Raw genomic sequence first — 17,734 nt, 5'->3', positions numbered from 1 at the left:
AAACAGAGGGTTAGACTGGAGACCCGCACACTGGCGACAGGCCCTGCCCGGCTTACGAGTGACACAAAAGCCGCGGAACCTATGCTGCAAACGTTGATATTATTTACGATCTGATGCCTCTGTGCCAGAACTGATCGGTCCAACAACTATGGATGCAGCAGTTCTATCGAGCGTCTACACTCGAACGGCTGCATATCTTTTGACAAGAAGTCCGTAACCGAGACCCATCTGGCGATTGCCCTCGGCTACTTGGCGACCCAGCGGGGCTGGAAGGTGCGCTTTACCTCCGCGGCCGATCTGGTTCTGCTGCTGGAGAGCGCCCAGCGTCAGGGACGCTGGAGGGAGGTCCTGCATCGGGCGGTCAACGTTTATAGACTGCTGATCATCGATGAGATCGGCTATCTGCCGATGAGCCGCGAGCAGGCGAACCTGTTCTTCCAGGTCGCGGCCAAACGCTACGAGAAGGGCGCCATGATCCTGACCTCCAATCTGACCTTTGGCAGCTGGGACCAGGTCTTCGCCGAGGAGACTGTGCTGACGGCTGCCATGCTCGACCGGTTGCTGCATCACTCAACCGTGGTTCAGATCAGTGGTGAAAGCTACCGCCTCAAGGACAAACGCCGCACCAGCATGGCGGCAAAGCCAAAGAAGCGATTGGGATGAGGCCTGGGTGGGTCACATTTGTTTCGACGCACCCGCTCAAAGTGGGTCAGGATTCAGCCGGCGTTGACAACGTAGAAGGGTGTTGTCCAGCACCGCCACAACGGCCACCGTGCCGTTGACATCCGTTCGATCAGATGCAAGGCCCTATGTGCTTGCCACCCCGTCATGAAGCCCGCTGGCCACACGCACTGGCGGACCCCGCGCACGGCGCCGGGCTGATCACCGGGGCGGCAGCAATCTTATCGATCTGAGTAATCGACACGACGTCACGGGCGGGCACGTCCTCAAACCCGCAACGATGGGGAGTGACATAAATCCAATTCGAGAGCGACTGTGAGCGGCGCGACGATTGTGCAGACGGCGCCACCAAGCCGTAATCCCCAAAGGGTGTGGAGATTCCGAATGCGTCTCGCCAAAGGATCACCTTCAGCCCCTCGCCTGTTCTCAAGGCGCATGTAACAGCAGCAAACAGAACCCCGCCCAGGGTAGAGCTGAGCGGGGTTCTGTCTCTAGAGGCTCGATACGCAACTCAGCCTGTTGCAGCTATAGCTGATAATCGTAAACGGCCGGTGCATGTGCTAGTCAGCTTCCAGGCCAATTGCGGGGGACGAGGTGAAGAAGGCATCAGAATACCGCCAGCATGCCGAGGAATGTCGTATCCTCGCCAAGCAGGTTCCGGACGGCGTTCAGCGCAACCAGCTTCTGGAGATGGCCAAGACTTGGGATGCTTTGGCTGAGGACCGGGATAGGCTGGCCCAGAGCCATCCCGAGTTGAAGGTCCCAAATAACAACAATGGTACGGAAAGCACAGCATAGACATGGCCTACAGACTCTCCCGGCTTGCTCCTGGCAGCTATGACGTCCTGCTCAATGGAGTGATTATCGCCAGCCTGGTGCGCAGTGGCGACACTGACAACGCAACCTGGACGGCCGAACTTCTGGTCGACTTGCCTCCAGGGGAGAGGCCTGCTCCCTTCACAGAAATGGAGCACACGTTCGGCAGCCTGGAGGAGGCTCGGGAGTGGCTTGGCCATACTGAGGTCAGTGATGCACAAATCCAGAGCAAGATCTAAGGACCCTCATCGATGCTGATCCATTCAGGCAAACGGGCATCTCTGACCAGGGGGCTGCAAGAAGGCTGGGATGAGGCGCGCGAGGCCTACCTCCTTGAACATGCCCCTGGGTTGAAGGAGCACTATGCCGCTCAGCAAAGAGCGTTCCGTCAGATTGAGGAGGATGCACAAGCCCGCCATCCAGACCCAACGCCAGACGACATCGCCGCAGCCCTCGCTGCAGAGGCCGCCCTTCCCTACCGAAAGAGAACCGAAGCTCAGCTACGCCGAAACTTTGAGCCTTTGGCGGAGCATCTGCCACAGGACATCAGGAGCAGGCGCAAGCGGTTCGTCCAACGCGAGCAGCGAGCATGGAACAGAGCCAATCCCATCCCCCTGACTGACGAGAGGCAGCGTGCTCTCACAGCGGAGTTCGTGAAGACGTACGCCAAGGCTGCCCGTTCGTAGGCGGCTCTACAGCCTCCCCTTGCCGACGCAGACAGAGATGCAACTCTGTATGGATTCCGGTGTCCTTGAGAATTTACACGCCGCTCTCGACTCTGCGCATCCTACTGCTAAGATTTTCTCTTGGCTGAGTGGGGTCCAACAGAGGGACGAGCTTCGTGGCGACAGGAACGGTGAAGTGGTTCAACGAGCAGAAGGGCTACGGCTTCATTCAGCCGGACAGCGGCGGCAAGGACGTGTTCGTCCATATCAGCGCCGTGGAGCGTGCTGGCCTGCGCGGCCTGGCTGAGGGCCAGAAGATCTCCTATGAGGTTGAGGCTGACCGCCGCTCCGGCAAAGAATCCGCCGTGGACCTGAAGACAGCTTAGTCACGTCCGTAGGAGCTCAATCTGGCGGCTCCGCAGGGGCGGCCACCTGCCCCGCAACTGTATTGAGCGTTCATCGGGCGTATCAGCGCTGGCGAGGGCTCAAGGACCGGGCGAGTTCCCGAATGACGCTGTCCTCGATCGCAAGATTATCCTGATCCTCCTCGTCTTCTGCTTCCGCGGGTTTCGAAGGAGCAACAGGCTGAGGAGCCGCAGCTTGCGGCTGATGTGCTCCAAGGCGGCCCTCCAGGGCATCGAGCAGGCTATTGAGTGCCGCGTCTGTGATCTCCACCTCAGGGGCTGGCGGCAATCCGGACAGCGCCAGGGAGCGGCTTCGATAATCACGGTCTTCTGTGACCTCCGGGCCGAACCAGGCCGGCGGCTGAAACTTGCGGGCCTTCTTGCTCTGCTCGAACGTGACGGTGAGCAGATCCAGCGGTCCCGGTGTGAGGAAGCGCCGGAGAATGGCTGTTTGGGAGCCGATGTCGAGGTTGACCTCCAGGTACTCCACCTGTCCAGCAACGAGCTCAAGCAGAGCCTCGGCCTGAGAGCGAGGAATGTCCGTGGCCTCCTCGACAGGACCGCTCGGGAGATTGGAGACCAGGACGAGCCACCCTGCCTTCTCCTCCAACTGCACGTGGGTGCCCCGATCGGGTCGATCCGGGAAGTAGCCCTGCCGGATATGGCAGCCTTCCCTCTCCTTCTCGATCAGCCGAGCCACGGAGGGGGCAAGCAGAAAGACGCGAGCGGTGCTCATCACATATCAGCCTTCCACAACGGGTGCCGCTGGTCGCGCCAGCGAACGTCAGGTTACGGTGTGACGATGGGCAGGCAAAGAGACTTCGTCACCGCCCCGGCAGGCGTAGGTTAGAGGTTGGAAAACTAGGTACCCGACCTGCATCGTAAAACGAGGCGAACACGCCATCCCGAACTATATGCCCCAAGTTTACTTGGCTCAGTGGCGTGACGTGGCCAGTCACTCCGCTGGGAACGGGTCGCAAAGCTATGCCTTGTTTCTGCCGCATCCACCAGTACCTTGAAAGGATAAGCTCAGAGGTCAGCCCTACTCCATGACGAAGCTCGCCCTTGTCGTTGACGAACGAGAGTTGAGTATCATTCGTGCCGCCCTTCTCCTTCTGCAAGAGCAAGTGGACGCACTTCCGGAAGATCTCGCAGAGATGATCACCACGCACGGACCGCCCATGCCGGCCTCCGAGATTGAACAACTCAGCGTTCGTCTTCACGAAACAGCACGACCGATACGAGATCATGCTGAACGGGAGTTGCCACAAGCAACACGGGTCGTTGAGGTGGAGCGGTTTCCCGCAATCAGTATGCCCCATCGCTCCATGTGAGCAGGGCCGGTCACCTTGCCTGCAACTGTTTTGGTGCCTGAGCGACACAACGGAGCGTGTCAGTGATGAGGCTCGAAAGGGGTTCAACTGTGACTGCGCAAAGGATCCCGTCGATCCAGGACATATTCCTCGATCATCTTCGTGACAGCCAAATGGAAGTAATGATGTTCCTTGTGAACGGGATCAGGCTGCTGGGCCGGATCACGCGGTTTGACAATTTCACAGTCGAGCTTGTCAGAGATGGTCGCTCCCAAGTCATCTACAAGCATGCCATTTCGGCGATTAACCCGGCAGAGCCAGTCCAGCTGACGGCCCCGGGTTTATTTGAGTAAAGCAGTCTTTCTCAGACACTGGAGATGCGGATCAGGCTATCATGAGAGAACATTTGCTAGCGCAGGGGGCGCATTCTGCCTTCTGCCAAAGTGCGCTACAGCCGATACTCCAGCAGGGCTGATCGCCTTGGCGGGCCCCTCTGAACACAACCGTAATCTGGGCCTGGATTGTTTCTGTCGTACATCCAGGCCTCGCCTTCACGAGACCTGTTGTTCAAGCCGATCAAGCATAGGCTGCGTGATGAGGCAGATGCCACTCTCGGTGCGCCGGAAGCGCTGCTCGTCCCAATCAGGATCCTCCCCGACCACCAGCCCCTCCGGAATCCGCACGCTACGATCAACGATGACCTTTGTCAGCCGGGCCGAGCGGGCAATCTCAACCCCGGGCAGCACCACCGCATCTTCCAGGTACGCACCGGGGTGAACTCTAGCCCCGGTAAACAGAAGCGACCGTTGTACGACAGCACCTGAGACGATGCAGCCACCCGATAAGATGGCGTTGATCACTTCCCCTCGCACTCCGGTGTCCTCATGGATCACCTTTGCTGGAGGGGTGAGCTCGGCATAGGTCCAAATTGGCCAAGCAGTGTCATAGAGATTCAATCCCGGCATGGCCTGGGTGAGATCGATGTTAGCTGCCCAGTAGGCATCCAGCGTGCCGACGTCCCGCCAGTAGGCTTCGGTCTCACCGGACGAGCGGACACAGGAACGGGTAAAGCGATGCGCCACCGCTTTGCCATGGGTGACGAGATACGGGACGATGTCCTTGCCAAAATCCCGGCTCGATCCCGGCTCGGCCGCATCGCGTCGCAGCTGATCCATCAGAAAACGGGTGTTGAATACGTAAATGCCCATGCTGGCCAGCGCCATCGCCGGCTTGTCGGGCATGCCGGGCGGATCCTTCGGCTTCTCCAGAAAAGAGGTGATACGGTCCTGCTCATCCACCGCCATGACGCCAAAGCCACTCGCCTCGGCCCGTGGCACCTCGATGCACCCGACAGTCACATCGGCACCTTCGCTGACATGCTGCTGGAGCATGAGTTCGTAGTCCATCTTGTAGATGTGATCGCCGGCCAGGATCACGATGAACTCGGGCCCGTAGCTCTCGATGATGTCGATGTTCTGGTAGACCGCGTCGGCCGTTCCCTCGTACCACAAGGTCTCGGACACACGTTGGCTGGCGGGCAGGATGTCAAAGCTCTCGTTGCGCTCGGCGCGGAGAAAGTTCCAGCCGTGTTGCAGGTGACGGATGAGGCTATGAGCCTTGTACTGGGTGGCCACGGCGATATGCCGGATGCCGGAGTTGAGGGCGTTCGAAAGCGCAAAGTCGATGATGCGCGACTTGCAGCCAAAATATACGGCGGGCTTGACCCGCTTATCTGTGAGTTCGAGGAGGCGACTGCCACGGCCGCCTGCAAGAACAAAGGCCATGGTACAGCGCGTGAGTGGAGCGTGAGCAGTGGCATTCCTTGGCATCGGCGTTTCCTCTCGTCCGGGCGCGGCTCTTCTGGCCTGCTAAGCTTTTATGCCCGGAGGCGAATGGAAGTTCCTTACTTGGCTGGTCTATATGGCGTGGCATGCTCCTGAGCCGGGTCGTTTCGCCATCTGAGTGTCTCTGGGCGTCACTGGGTTGTGGCGTGCCGTGCGGGACGGCTGCGGCTTCTAACACAGGACTGGAACGCGGGATTGCCGATCCCTCTCAGCTGCCTACATCTCAGGTGTGCGTCATTCCCTTGGCACACCGGCGCTCTGGTTGAGGTTTAGACAGCACGTCGGCCAGAGCGCCATTCACAGGATAGAACGCCAGGCGGAGCGCCTTTCCAGCGCCGATGTGACAGATCTGCTCACAGCACAACGGCTGCTGCCATCTCACAATGCCCGAGCGGCGGTATGGCGGTTGTTGGTCTGCACCTGTGGGTGACCGAGCCAGGCACACAACTCGTCCAGGGACGAGAAGTCGTGCTCAATGTTCCGGAAGGGAGCGGGTCGCTTGCTCCGTGGCAGGTCTTCCAGCAGCTCGGCCGTCCAGGTGTACGGCTGGCGCGAGCCGTTCCTGACCACACTGGCCACGACGTTGTCGTACAGGATGAGATCGTAGGCGCCGGGCGCGAGCTGAATCAGCCGGTAGGTCATTCTGGCTTCTTGTCAGATGCAAGCTGGAGATCGATCCACTCATAAGCCTTTGCGAGGGCCGCTTCACGATCGGCAGCCAGGATCAGGCTCGGGCGCTGCTTCGGACGCGCTACGAAGGCCAGCCACTCCGGGCCGCTTGGGCTGAGGCGGATCTGATAGCCTTTGTGCTTAATGAGCTCAGTGTCTGGAAGGGGATGGGGATCAGTCATGGTCGCGGTGGCAGGTTTTGTGTTGGGATAGACGGGTCTGTGGTGGGCCTGGAGGGACTTGAACCCCCAACCAGACCGTTATGAGCGGCCGGCTCTAACCATTGAGCTACAGGCCCACAGGAAACGATGATGCCGGATCGGCAGGGCTTTGGCTGTAACGTGTGGGTCACAGCGAGCCTGCAGAGTGCTTGTCATGCCCCATCCGCTCCCCGCTCAGGAAGCTACGGTAGGCGGGGTTGTCGCTCTCGTCCCAGTACGGGTAACCGAGTTCATCCAAACTGCGCCTGAGCTGGGCGCGCTCTGCGGCAGGAACCTGGATGCCGGCCAGCACCCGCCCGTAATCAGCGCCATGATTGCGGTAGTGGAGCAGCGAGATGTTCCAGCTGCCGGACAGCCCGTTCAAGAACTTGAGCAGCGCCCCTGGCCGCTCCGGGAACTGAACGAAGCCGATGGCACTGAATACAGGGGTGAGAACCTTGGAGGTGTCGTGATGGACGCAGCCGAGGCATTCCCCGATATGCACCGCGAACTATACGGTTTTTATGTGAGCGGCGACGTCGTTGTTGTCGAGCTCTCCTTAAATGCCACACACAAGGGGCCATTGAGGATGCCTGGCGGAACCATCAAGGCAACTGGCAAAGAGATCCATACACCCTGTTGCGATGTCTGGCGCTTGAAGGATGGCAAGATTTAGTCCTTCAACTGCTACAATTCCGCGACCGTCACTCTGGCCCAACTTGGCGTACTGACAAACATCGAAGCGTCCTTCGAGAAATAAGCCTGCCCCGTGGGCATGAGAACAGTCACCGCGGCCAGCTCCACGAGGGTTTAGACAGGCGCTCGACAAAGAAGTCCGCCAGTGCCTCAACTTTGGCCGGGCGCGTGCGGGCCGACGGCGTCACGAAATAGAGACCGCCCTTCGGTAGGGTCCAGTTGGTCAGGATCGCCTCGAGCTGTCCGTCCTGAAGATATTCGCCGGCGATGAACTCCGGCAACTCGGCCACTGCCAGACCAGAGAGCACGGTCGGCACGAGAGCATCCGCGTTGGTGGCCCGCAGTGGCCCTGTCGGTGTGATCACCTCCTCGTCGCCGGCGTCGTTGACGAAGCGCCAGACATCACTACGCGCCCGGTAAGCGTAGCCAAGGCAATCGCGAGCGATCAGGTCGCGGGGGTGCTCGGGCCGGCCATGCCGCTCGAGGTAGCTGGGCGCCGCGACAATGAAGGGGGACACGGGACACAGGCGGCGTGCAATCAGGGACGAGTCCGGTAGCACCGCAATCCGCAGGGCCGCGTCAAAGCCTTGCCCGACCAGATCGACCGCCGCGTCCGAGAGATGCAGGTCGACCTGCACCTCCGGGTAGGCTCTTAGGAAGTCCGGCAGGATCGGCGCAACCCATCGCAAGCCGTACGACATCGGTACTGCGAGCCGTACAAGCCCCCGGGGCTTGGCGGCCTGCTCCCGGGCCACCGCCTCTGCTACTTCTGCCGCATGGTAGATATGGCTGGCGCTTTCCGCGATGGTGCGCCCGAACTCGGTCAGCGCGAGCTGACGGGACGTGCGATTGAGCAGCCGGGCGCCAAGCCGCTCCTCCAAGCGGCTGACGCCGCGCGAGACGGTCGCCACCGACACGCCCATCGCCCGGGCGGCGGCGGCAAAGGAGCGCTCCTCAACCACCTTGGCGAACATGGCCAACCCTTCGAAATCCGGCAGTTGCGACATCGACAATCCTGCAACGTTGCTTTGCAAGCCTTTCTATATCGCAACGCTGAGCCTGGGGCTATTCCTATTTCAGCAACCACGGAGGTTCGCATGTCACGTAAACTCGAAGGTAAGATCGCAGTTGTTACCGGCGCTACCAGCGGCATCGGCTTGGCCACCGCCAAACAGTTCGTCGCCGAAGGCGCCCACGTATTCATCACCGGCCGACGTCAGGCTGAATTGGATGCAGCAGTCGCATCGATCGGCAGCAATGTCACGGCGGTCCGAACCGACTCCTCAAAGCTGGCGGATCTCGATACCCTCTATGAGCAGGTGAAGGCGGAGAAGGGCCGCATCGATGTGCTTTTCGCTAACGCTGGCGGCGGCACGATGCTGCCGCTCGGGAGCATCACCGAAGAGCAGTACGATGACACTTTCAACCGCAACGTGAAGGGCGTGCTGTTCACGGTGCAGAAGGCCCTGCCGCTGCTGGCGGACGGCGCTTCCGTCATCCTCACAGGTTCGACGGCCGCCAGCAGCGGGACGCCGGCCTTCAGCGTCTACGCGGCGTCGAAAGCGGCCGTGCGGGCCTTTGCCCGCAACTGGATCCTCGACCTAAAGGACCGTCGCGTGCGGATCAACACCCTCAGCCCCGGCCCGGTCAAAACCCCGGGGCTTGTCGACCTTGCCGGACCAGATGCCGCTCAGCAGCAGGGCATGCTCGATTATCTCGCATCCCAGGTGCCGATGGGTCGGGTGGGCAATCCCGATGAGATCGCCAAGGCCGCGGTGTTCCTGGCCTCTGATGACGCGAGCTTCGTCACCGGCGTCGAGTTCTTCGTCGATGGTGGCACCGCGCAGATCTGAAGCTGATTTCCTAACCTTGGGGACAGCGCCTGGCCTGATCGGGTGCTGTCCCCATCAGCAACCATGCTTGAGAGCGGCCTCATGATCGAGCACCGTCCCTTCGCTAGCCTCGGCAGCGTCGACACCACCTGGCTCAAGGCCAGGCTGCACTTTGCCTTCTCCGGGATGGGCAACCCGGAACACCGCCGGGTCCGTGGCTTACGGGTGTGGAACGACGACGAGTTCGCTCCCTCCTCCGGCTTCCCGCTCCATCAGCACGACGATGTCGAGATCGTCACCTATGTCCGCGAGGGCGCGATCACCCATGAAGACAGCCTCGGCAACAAGGAGCGAATAGAGGCCGGAAACCTGCAGGTAATGAGCGCAGGCGCTGGCATCCGCCACTCCGAATTCAATGACGAGCCAATCCCGACTCAGTTGTTCCAGATCTGGATCGATCCGCGGCATCGCGGTGGCGAGCCCCGCTGGAGCACTCGGCGCTTTCCTCGAGGCGAGCGCAGCGGACGTCTCGCCACCCTGGCGAGCGGCGACGCGGCTGACAGCGAGGCGCTCGTCATCAACGCCGATGCCCGTGTGCTCGGCGGCAGCCTGCAGGCAGGCGACACCATCGTCCATGCGATACCGGAAGGATCAAGCGCCTACCTCGTGACCACCACCGGTCGCCTCATCCTCAACGGCCTGCCTCTGGCTCCCCGTGACGGCGCTGCCATCACGGATGAGCGGCAGATCACCCTCACCGCGCTCGACGGCACTGAGATCGTCCTCGTCGAAGTCGCCTGAACACCCCACCAGGAGAACACCCCATGCGCACGATCCTTTACCGCACCTATGGCGAGCCCGCACAGGTCCTCGAAGTGGCAGAAGTTCCCGATCTTCCCGCTCCTGGCGCGGGCGAGGTGTTGGTGCGGGTGCAGGCGCGCCCGGTTCATCCCGGGGACCTGCTTGGCGTGCAGGGACGTTATCGCGCCCCCGGCGACACCTCCCCGGTGGCAGAAGGCGGCGCCCGACCCGGGTTCGAGGGGATGGGCGTCATCGAGGCCCTGGGCGCGAATGTTGCCGATGCCAGCGGCCTTGCAGTCGGGGCTCGCGTTGCATTCTTTCCCGGCCGTTGGGGCTGGGGCGAGCGCGTGCTGGTCTCGGCCGAATATGTAACTGCGATCCCCGAGGATGTTCCGGATGAGATCGCGGCCCAGCTGCATGTCACGCCACTGACCGCGATGCTTCTGCTGCGGGCAGCTGAGGCGGCCGGTATCAGGCCAGGTGGCGAGGACGTGATGGTGATCACCGCCGCTGGCTCCGTTGTCGCAAAGCTGGCCACCGCCCTGGCCCGCCAGCGCGGGTTCCGCGTCGTCAATGCTGTGAGAAGTCGTGCCAGGGTTGCCGAGCTGACCGCCGTCCATCCGGATGTGCCGGTGATCTCCACGGATGCGCCCGACTGGCGTGATCATCTGCGTCTCGCCACCGGCGGGCGGGCGATCCGGGTGGTGCTCGATCCGGTCGGCGGCGATCTGGCCAGCGCCATGGTCGAACGTCTTGCCAGCGGGGGCACTCTCATCTCCTATGGGGATCTCTCCGGCGAGCCGATCCGGGTTGACTCACTGGCGTTCTCGGTGCGCGATGTCCGCATCCATGGCGTATCGGTTGGCCGCTGGGCATCTCTCCCCAGCGATGTTCGCGCCCATGATCTCAAAACCGTTCTTGCGCTTTCCCGCACCGCGCCGAAGCTGTTTGCCGTGGCCGGGTCCTACGACCTGTCGCAGGTCCGTGACGCGGTCACTCACTCCCGCACGCCCGGTAAGGCCGGCGTCGTGCTGCTGACCTCGCGTTGACAGCCTAAGCCTCGCAAACCGCCGGTGCCCCCAGATACATACCTGCGCAAACAGGGGGCACACCGGGCGGTCTATTGCTGGGCTGGGGTCGCAGCTCCCAGCTTGGACATCCAGACATGACGGTGCTGGCCGAGGACCGTGCTGCATTAGAACGTCTTAGCTGGTCTTGCAGGTGCAGTGCAGCCTGGATCAGCAGTACATCTGTAGTGAACCAGCGAGAGAATCGGTAAAGGCACGAGACACCCAACCGAGACTAAAGAGCCTAAGGATTGACGATGCCCTGAACGCTCAGAAGGTCCAGACACTACGCAACAGAGCATCGCGGCCCGCTCAATCGCCTGGCTCCTGGAGCAGCGTGCATGAGCCGACACCGTACCACGCTAGTGGTACGCAGCTGAAAAGATTATTTGGATGGGCGCAATTGTACCAGCCCGGACCGCGGCAATCATGTTGGCCACCTTCTCCTTGACGGTCGGCCCCATCAGATTGTGCAGTCCCAGCGGCGGTGGTGCGCCGCTTGCCGCCTGCGCCTGGAGGCGCGCGAAGAAGTCGAGCGCGACGTCCCGCCGGTTTTCCTCCGCCTGAAGAGCCAAGCCTGCCCCTCTGGCCGCATGGCGATAAGTCTCTGGCGTCTCCAGCGCCGACAGGTCCGGCGTTTCCGCCCAAGGCACCGGGAAGCTGAGATCGCCGTCACCCGTACGCATGACATCGTAGACCGCGAAAGTTCCCCGATCACGAAGCACGCGGCGTGCTTCGCGAAAAAGCGCTGCCTTATCGGGCACATTCATGCCGACGTGCAAGAGGAGCGCAAGGTCGAAGCTCGCGTCGCCTAGTGGCAACGCGACTGCGCTTCCAACCTCGAAGCGCACGCGATCAGCCATGCCGCACATGGTGGAGAGCGCGCGGGCCGTTTCAACAAAATGCGGCGTCAGGTCTACGCCAGTCACATGGCAACCATAGCGCGCCGCGATCATCCGGGCCGGACCACCAATGCCTGAGCCGATGTCGAGCACCTCCATATCGGGCCGGATGGAGAGCTTTTCCAGAAGCGCAGATGTCGCCTCTGCGCCGCCGATGTGGAATTCATCCACTGGCTTCAGGGCATCGGGTGAAACTCTGTCAGGATCATGCCCCATCTCCGCGAGCCCGGCGCGGATACGAGAGAGGACATCGTAGGACGCGTAATGCTGAGAAACGCCACTTTCAATGTCACGCACGGATCGTCTCCTTCAATGGTCCTGAGACAGGATGACAGATCGGCCCCGCTGGTGTGCAGAATGGCATCTTTCTGGCTCCTTTTGAAGTTGGGCTGGTCGCCTGATCGATGAGAGCCCGATGGATCTGCCGCCATACAGCCTGGATCTCAACCCGAACGAGTACCTCATGGCCAAGCTTAATGCGCTCCCGCGCAAAGCGGACGCAGGCACCAAGGAGGCGCTCTGGACCACCATCGAGAAGTGCCGGAACTATTTCAGGAACTGCGGAGATCAGCCCGCTCTGATTTGACAAAGACGCCCGATTTAGCTTCGGACTGACGGACCGCTAGCTCGAACAGTGCAAGGTCGCTTCTGGGTCAGAGCGTAATGTTGAGCGAACCGGATGAATGCCCGTCTACGCCGCCGAAGCAGAAAGCGAGATAAGGTCTGCCCGGGCCCTCCTCAAAGCCTGTCCGGCTAAACGGATTGACCAGCTATGCGTTATTCATGCCGGATACGGTGATCGCTCCTGCCCGAGGGGATCATGCTTTCAGACGGACGCCAAAACTCTCCTCTGTCCTCGAGATCCCCGCCGGATCACCGGGCCAACCGGTTCCTCGCCACGCTGGAGGCTAACACCTTTGCCATTCTCGAACCGCATCTCAAGAGCATGATCCTACCACGCGGCACCGTGCTCTACGAGCCTGGCGATCCCATCCGCTACACCTACTTCCCGCACGATGCCATCGTGTCCCTGGTCGATGTGATGGAGGATGGCCGGCTGGCCGAGGTGGCGATGTTCGGGCGGGAAGGCCTGTTCGGCCTGCTGAGCGCGTTCGTCAGCCGGGAGGCGTTCGGGCGTTATGTGGTTCAGGTCCCCGGCAGCGTCTCCCGGGTTCCTATCGACCACATGCAGGCCGCCATCCGGACGTTCCCTACCCTGCAACGGCAGGTGCTTGCCTACAACGAGGCGCTTCTGGCGCAGGCGTACCACACGGTCGCGTGCAATGCCCTGCACCCCGTCGAGGCCCGGTGCTGCCGCTGGATCCTGAGCACGCACGATCGCCTGGATCAGGACGCCCTGCCCCTCACCCATGAGTTCCTGGCCGAGATGTTGGGCGTGCAGCGTTCCACCGTCAGCACGGTCCTGCGCGCCCTTCAGAAATCGAACCTGATCGAGCAATTCCGTGGCGGGATCGCGGTGCTCGACCGCGCCGGTCTCGACCACGCCGCCTGCGAGTGCTATGGCAAGATCCGCTACCGCTTCGAGAGGCTGCTGCCCGGCACCTATGCAGAGCCTGCTTGCAACGAGTTGGGATCGTCCACCACCGCGATCAAGCCATGATCAAGTGCTCCTGATACAGGTTCGCCGCCTCCCAGCACTCCCCGGTTAGCACGTCGTGCGTGCTCGACAGCGCGATCCCGCCTCGCCCCTAAGGGTTGCCCTCGCCTCCCCAGGCCTCCTCTTCCTGGCGGCGCTTCTCGCCTATGAGGCAGTCGGCCTGCGATCCGGCATAAACGACCAAGGACATTCCGCCCTGCCCGGCGATCTCGCGCGAGACCTTGGTCCTGATGACGGACGGGAACTGGTCGGCCTCATAGACCGGGATCATGAACGCGCCGGCTCCCCCGATGACGCAGTCCGCGTAGTAGCGGTCCAGGTCGCCAAACTCCCAGCCGCTCACCATTCCCGGGATCCGGATCGGCAGTCCGTTGATCGTGATGCCCTGGGCCACGGCATGGTCGCGTGCGTGCCTGACCTTGGGCCCATCGTTGTTGGGATCATCACCCGAGATGTCGATCACCCGCCGCGCTGGTCTATCCATAAGATCGGCGAAAAGCCTCGTGCTGAAGCCAAGCACCCCGGAGATTGATGTCATGCTTCCTTGCCGGATCGGCTGACGCCTGAGTTCGGCCGCAAAAGACCATGCCGCGTCCGGTCCATCGATGATGGTCCATGGCACGAGAACGCTCTGCTCATCGGCTCCCGACCACTCGACATAAGCGACGGCGATGCGGCCAAGGGATCCCCTAGCGATAGCCTTGTGGACCGCCGGGGATCGAAATGCCTCGATGAAGCCCGAGCGCTGAAGCGATTGCTCCGCCGGCGCCATCGAGGAAGACACGTCCACGGCGAGCACGAGGGCAAGGTCGAGCGTCGCCTCGGATGCGGCGGCAGCGCCACCCCAGAGCCAGGCCAAGGATAGACTCAGGCACGCATTGCGATGTCGCCGCGGCATGACGGCCTCCCCATGGAGCCTCCCAGCCCATCGAGCCTGACAATACCACGTTTTATAAGGCGGAAGGCTTCGTGGTGATCGGTGGATCCTCGTCCATGCGATCGCGACCGCGCCAGAGGATGCCCTCTGGGTGAGGCACGTCTCCAGGGTTCCGTTGCAAACGCTAACGTGGGTCGAGCGAAGGCCCGACGAGAGCTCAGGTTAGGCAGCAGCGCGGAAGAGAGCCGCGATGAAATCACTCTGAGCCTTCATGTCGTTCGCTGGTGCGCTCGCCACCTGCCCCCTGCGGATCATCGCCATGACCTCGCAGCCCCCAATCATCTGGGCGGCCGTCATGAAGCCCTTGAAACCCAGCCTTAGACGGACGAGTCGCTTGATCCGACGGTGATCCTGCTCGACGATGTGGTTCAGAAATTTCACCTGCCGGAGTTTGGCAAAGCGCCAGAGCTCGCCGGCACGTTTTATAGCCTTCATCGCAACTGGATAGGCTGCACCCTTGTCGACCGTGATAGTCCGCGGGTTGACCGTATGGGGCTGCCTCAAGGCTTTCCGGAAGAGGCGTCGAGCCGCAGCGGCATCGCGCTTGGGCGAGAGCAGAAAGTCGATGGTCTGCCCGGCCGCATCAACGGCACGGTCGAGATAAACCCATTCGCCCTTTACTCGAATGTATGTTTCGTCCACGCGCCAGGAGCCGTTGGTCACACGAAGATGGGGGCGGATGCGCTCCTCCAACTCCGGTGCATAGGCCTGGATCCATCGAAACAGGGTGGTGTGGTCGACCTGAATGCCTCGATCGGAGAAAATGCGCTCGAGATCTCGGTAGCTGATCGGGAATTGCAGATACCAGCGTACCGCCCACAGGATAGTATCTGCCGTGAATTGCCGACCTTTGAACAGGCTCTTGTTACTCTGCGTCACCGCTAGCCCCATTTGCTACCCTTAGCCCATAGCTGGCAGTGGAGAGAAGCCGGCTCTAACCTGTCCAAGTTACAGGAGGAAACAATGCCCGCTTACGTCATCTTTGATGTCGAGATTCGCGGTCCGGCGCGCTATCAGGAGTTCATGGCAGGCGTAAAGCCAGCCCTTGAGGCCGCCGGGGCCCGTTACCTAGCGCGGGGAGGCGCTCACAAGGTGTACGAGGGCGACTGGGAGCCCCGCAGGATCGTCCTCCTGGAGTTCCCATCGGTTGAGGCGTGGGAGACGTTCTACAACGGACCTACGTATCAGGGTCTCAAGAGCATCCGAGACGAGTGCAGTTCCGCTCGTCTTGTCAGTGTCATGGGCCTCGAATGAGCGCGGCCTTGCCCATCAAATCCGCCGCTTAGTTCCGGTAATTTATGGAGCCGGATGAAGGCGCGCTCGAGCGGATTCGTAAGACCCCGTTGGCACATCAGGGGTGAGCCAGTAACGAAGCAGTCAAAGCTGGCGTTTTGCCCGACCTAGGAGGGGTAGGAATACTGAAGTGCATCTGGAGGGTCGCTGACCCAAGCACGGCTATACGTACAATGGATACGAATGCAGATTGGCCAGAGGCAGCTCTGGGTCAGGTAGTTGAATTCGTTTACCAACAGGAACGTCCAGTGGTCCTGCTTTGAGCCGACATTTATCTTACTTCCGAGAACTGCCAATATGCGACATTCCTGGTCTTCGAGTGGAGTCTGCGATGACCGTGCGTGGAACGAACCTTTGCTGCTTCAGAGCTAATCGAATAGCCTCGTCACAACGTGGGCTGTCTGGATCGAGCTGATGCTACGGAGCGTCGGTGACCGATGAGAATGTCGGTAGCCTTGGTTCTGGCTCTTGCCACCTTTGCTGGGGTTGCTGTCGCTCAGCCGGAGCGCGTTTACCGCGTCGGACTGCACGTCATCAATAGTCACATCGCCAAACGGGCGCCATCCAGCCATGACAATGCCCCGCGGGCCATGTGCGGAAGCACACATCGATATCGCTGCAGAACGCCCTGATCGCCGTTTTTTGTACCGATCGGAATAAAAAGAGGCTAGAGACCTCTTCCATACTATACCGGACGATACTATACCAGTTGGTACGAATCCGGCGCACCGCAGATGCCGGATGGTTTTCTGGTCGATCGGTTTTCCCATGACACATTCTTCCAAGACCCGGCTCCTGACCTCCATCGGCACGGTAGGGGCTATCCTGGGCGGCATCGCCGTCTGGTTCACGCTCGGCAGCACCCCGACGCAAGGCAGCGGCGTAGCGGCGGCGCCACCGGCAACTCCCGCGCCCGTGATCTCCGTCGAGAAGCGTGACGTTATCCTCTGGGAGGAGTTCTCGGGTCGCTTGGAGCCGATCGACCGAGTCGACCTACGTCCGCGCGTTCCCGGCGCCATTGAGGCAGTCCACTTCCGGGAGGGATCTCTCGTCAGGAAGGGTGACCTGCTCGTCACCATCGACCCCGAGCCGTACAAGGCGGAACTGGAGCGGGCGGAGGCGCAGGTCAGCGCCGCAGAGGCCCGCATTGCTTTCGCCCGCAATGAACTGGAGCGTGGCATGAAGCTTAGCGCCAATCAGACCATTACCCAACGCGATCTCGATACCCGTGAGAACAGTTTACGTGAGGCCGAGGCTGGCCTGCGCGCCGCTAAAGCGGCAGCAAGGACGGCGCGCCTCAACCTGTCCTACACACAGATACGGGCGCCGATCTCGGGGCGGGTGGGCAAGATCGAGGTCACCGTCGGCAACCTCGTCGACGGCGGCTCCGGCGCGCCGATCCTGACGACGTTGGTTTCGACTAACCCCATCTATGCAAGCTTCGATGCCGATGAGCGCGCGGTCCAGCGGGCTCTCGACACTCTCCCCGTCGGAGGCGATCGCAGCGACCATCTCGCCCGCATCCCGGTCGAAATGCGTTCTGGCCCGGAGGCCAGGACTGCGCAGGGCAAGCTGCAACTCATCGATCATACGGTCAAGGGCGCCAGTGGGACGGTGCTGGTGCGGGCGGTGTTCGACAACAGCGCCGACGACCTGCTGCCCGGGCAGTTTGCCCGCATTCGCATCGGCCAAGCGAAGACGATGCCCGCCGTGGTGGTGCCCGAGCGGGCCATCGGGGCGGACCAAGACAAGAGGTACGTGCTCGTTGTCGATCCGGCCCAAAAGGCAAACTACCGCGAGATCAGGCTCGGGGCTGCCGTGGATGGCGGGCGGATTGTCACCAGCGGGCTCAAGCCTGGCGAACGGATCATTGTCGATGGTCTGCAAAAGGTCCGCCCAGGCACCCTGATCGCTCCGCAGCCCCAAGCCCTCGACACAGCTGCCGCCCTTGGAACACGGGGTGCCTCCGCCTCGGCGGATAATTGATCGCACCGTC

Annotated in this window: 21 protein-coding genes, 1 tRNA gene and 2 pseudogenes; 15 read left to right on the top strand and 9 right to left on the bottom strand. The window is 61.5% G+C overall.

What is annotated here, in order from left to right:
* Window positions 1-165 precede the first annotated feature (165 nt).
* The 5 genes and pseudogenes from IC232_RS20790 to IC232_RS20770 form a co-directional block, all read left to right on the top strand.
* Window positions 166-663, top strand: a pseudogene (locus IC232_RS20790) (ATP-binding protein); the annotation flags it as partial.
* 612 nt (window positions 664-1,275) lie between these two features.
* On the top strand, window positions 1,276-1,479 hold the full coding sequence (locus tag IC232_RS20785; protein WP_190846867.1) for a hypothetical protein: 204 nt from the start codon (window positions 1,276-1,278) through the stop codon (window positions 1,477-1,479).
* Between the two features lie 2 nt (window positions 1,480-1,481).
* A complete protein-coding gene (locus IC232_RS20780) occupies window positions 1,482-1,736 on the top strand; it encodes a hypothetical protein (RefSeq protein WP_190846866.1) in 255 nt (84 codons plus the stop codon).
* Between the two features lie 12 nt (window positions 1,737-1,748).
* Entirely contained in the window at window positions 1,749-2,183 is a 435-nt protein-coding gene (locus IC232_RS20775; protein WP_190846865.1) for a hypothetical protein, read from the top strand.
* A gap of 155 nt (window positions 2,184-2,338) precedes the next feature.
* Entirely contained in the window at window positions 2,339-2,548 is a 210-nt protein-coding gene (locus IC232_RS20770; protein ID WP_190846864.1) for a cold-shock protein, read from the top strand.
* A gap of 82 nt (window positions 2,549-2,630) precedes the next feature.
* On the opposite strand, the gene IC232_RS20765 is transcribed toward IC232_RS20770, so the two are convergent.
* The gene (locus tag IC232_RS20765; RefSeq protein ID WP_190846863.1) at window positions 2,631-3,302 is read right to left on the bottom strand and encodes a hypothetical protein; all 672 of its coding nucleotides are present in this window, start codon (window positions 3,300-3,302) and stop codon (window positions 2,631-2,633) included.
* A 313-nt stretch (window positions 3,303-3,615) separates the two neighbouring features.
* Here IC232_RS20765 and IC232_RS20760 point away from each other — a divergent pair, with 313 nt between their 5' ends.
* Window positions 3,616-3,900, top strand: coding sequence for a hypothetical protein (locus IC232_RS20760; RefSeq protein WP_190846862.1), 285 nt, complete (start codon window positions 3,616-3,618; stop codon window positions 3,898-3,900).
* A gap of 65 nt (window positions 3,901-3,965) precedes the next feature.
* Complete coding sequence (gene hfq, locus IC232_RS20755) at window positions 3,966-4,232, top strand: RNA chaperone Hfq (RefSeq protein WP_190846899.1); 267 nt, start codon at window positions 3,966-3,968, stop codon at window positions 4,230-4,232.
* 198 nt (window positions 4,233-4,430) lie between these two features.
* On the opposite strand, the gene glgC is transcribed toward hfq, so the two are convergent.
* The 4 genes and pseudogenes from glgC to IC232_RS20735 form a co-directional block, all read right to left on the bottom strand.
* Window positions 4,431-5,708 (bottom strand): glucose-1-phosphate adenylyltransferase, encoded by a 1,278-nt coding sequence (gene glgC / locus IC232_RS20750; protein WP_190846861.1) that lies wholly within the window; start codon window positions 5,706-5,708, stop codon window positions 4,431-4,433.
* Window positions 5,709-6,101: 393 nt separating this feature from the next.
* The gene (locus tag IC232_RS20745) at window positions 6,102-6,365 is read right to left on the bottom strand and encodes a hypothetical protein (RefSeq protein ID WP_190846860.1); all 264 of its coding nucleotides are present in this window, start codon (window positions 6,363-6,365) and stop codon (window positions 6,102-6,104) included.
* Between the two features lie 249 nt (window positions 6,366-6,614).
* A tRNA-Ile gene (locus IC232_RS20740) sits at window positions 6,615-6,690 on the bottom strand.
* 50 nt (window positions 6,691-6,740) lie between these two features.
* A pseudogene (locus IC232_RS20735) lies at window positions 6,741-7,013 on the bottom strand (threonine ammonia-lyase, biosynthetic); the annotation flags it as partial.
* Between IC232_RS20735 and IC232_RS33325 the strand changes: the two are divergent.
* Complete coding sequence (locus IC232_RS33325; protein ID WP_409564950.1) at window positions 6,924-7,268, top strand: ester cyclase; 345 nt, start codon at window positions 6,924-6,926, stop codon at window positions 7,266-7,268. The pseudogene IC232_RS20735 and the gene IC232_RS33325 overlap by 90 nt on opposite strands.
* A 109-nt stretch (window positions 7,269-7,377) precedes the next feature.
* Here the strand turns inward: IC232_RS33325 and IC232_RS20725 are convergent, their stop codons facing one another.
* Entirely contained in the window at window positions 7,378-8,295 is a 918-nt protein-coding gene (locus IC232_RS20725) for a LysR family transcriptional regulator (RefSeq protein ID WP_190846859.1), read from the bottom strand.
* Window positions 8,296-8,385: 90 nt separating this feature from the next.
* Between IC232_RS20725 and IC232_RS20720 the strand changes: the two genes are divergently transcribed.
* From IC232_RS20720 to IC232_RS20710, 3 genes are all read left to right on the top strand, one after another.
* Window positions 8,386-9,141 carry an SDR family oxidoreductase gene (locus IC232_RS20720; RefSeq protein ID WP_190846858.1) on the top strand — a complete coding sequence of 252 codons (756 nt, stop codon included), beginning with the start codon at window positions 8,386-8,388 and terminating at the stop codon, window positions 9,139-9,141.
* A gap of 81 nt (window positions 9,142-9,222) precedes the next feature.
* Window positions 9,223-9,921, top strand: a complete 699-nt coding sequence (locus tag IC232_RS20715) for a pirin family protein (protein WP_190846857.1) — start codon at window positions 9,223-9,225, stop codon at window positions 9,919-9,921.
* Between the two features lie 23 nt (window positions 9,922-9,944).
* A complete protein-coding gene (locus tag IC232_RS20710) occupies window positions 9,945-10,970 on the top strand; it encodes a zinc-binding dehydrogenase (protein WP_190846856.1) in 1,026 nt (341 codons plus the stop codon).
* Between the two features lie 380 nt (window positions 10,971-11,350).
* Here the strand turns inward: IC232_RS20710 and IC232_RS20705 are convergent, their stop codons facing one another.
* Entirely contained in the window at window positions 11,351-12,187 is an 837-nt protein-coding gene (locus IC232_RS20705; protein ID WP_190846855.1) for a class I SAM-dependent methyltransferase, read from the bottom strand.
* Window positions 12,188-12,305: 118 nt separating this feature from the next.
* Between IC232_RS20705 and IC232_RS20700 the strand changes: the two genes are divergently transcribed.
* Window positions 12,306-12,476 (top strand): hypothetical protein, encoded by a 171-nt coding sequence (locus IC232_RS20700; RefSeq protein WP_190846854.1) that lies wholly within the window; start codon window positions 12,306-12,308, stop codon window positions 12,474-12,476.
* 234 nt (window positions 12,477-12,710) lie between these two features.
* Complete coding sequence (locus tag IC232_RS20695; protein WP_190846853.1) at window positions 12,711-13,511, top strand: Crp/Fnr family transcriptional regulator; 801 nt, start codon at window positions 12,711-12,713, stop codon at window positions 13,509-13,511.
* A gap of 88 nt (window positions 13,512-13,599) precedes the next feature.
* On the opposite strand, the gene IC232_RS20690 is transcribed toward IC232_RS20695, so the two are convergent.
* Window positions 13,600-14,406 (bottom strand): DUF1194 domain-containing protein, encoded by an 807-nt coding sequence (locus tag IC232_RS20690; RefSeq protein WP_190846852.1) that lies wholly within the window; start codon window positions 14,404-14,406, stop codon window positions 13,600-13,602.
* A 201-nt stretch (window positions 14,407-14,607) separates the two neighbouring features.
* Complete coding sequence (locus IC232_RS20685; protein ID WP_190846851.1) at window positions 14,608-15,336, bottom strand: IS6 family transposase; 729 nt, start codon at window positions 15,334-15,336, stop codon at window positions 14,608-14,610.
* Between the two features lie 72 nt (window positions 15,337-15,408).
* On the opposite strand from IC232_RS20685, the gene IC232_RS20680 reads away from it, so the two are divergent.
* Both IC232_RS20680 and IC232_RS20675 read left to right on the top strand, forming a co-directional pair.
* Complete coding sequence (locus tag IC232_RS20680) at window positions 15,409-15,699, top strand: DUF1330 domain-containing protein (protein ID WP_190846850.1); 291 nt, start codon at window positions 15,409-15,411, stop codon at window positions 15,697-15,699.
* A gap of 807 nt (window positions 15,700-16,506) precedes the next feature.
* Window positions 16,507-17,724, top strand: a complete 1,218-nt coding sequence (locus IC232_RS20675; RefSeq protein ID WP_190846849.1) for an efflux RND transporter periplasmic adaptor subunit — start codon at window positions 16,507-16,509, stop codon at window positions 17,722-17,724.
* Window positions 17,725-17,734: the final 10 nt, after the last annotated feature.

Source organism: Microvirga sp., assembly GCF_014699075.1.
GTDB lineage: Bacteria > Pseudomonadota > Alphaproteobacteria > Rhizobiales > Beijerinckiaceae > Microvirga.
This window is presented reverse-complemented; position numbering and strand designations above follow the sequence as displayed.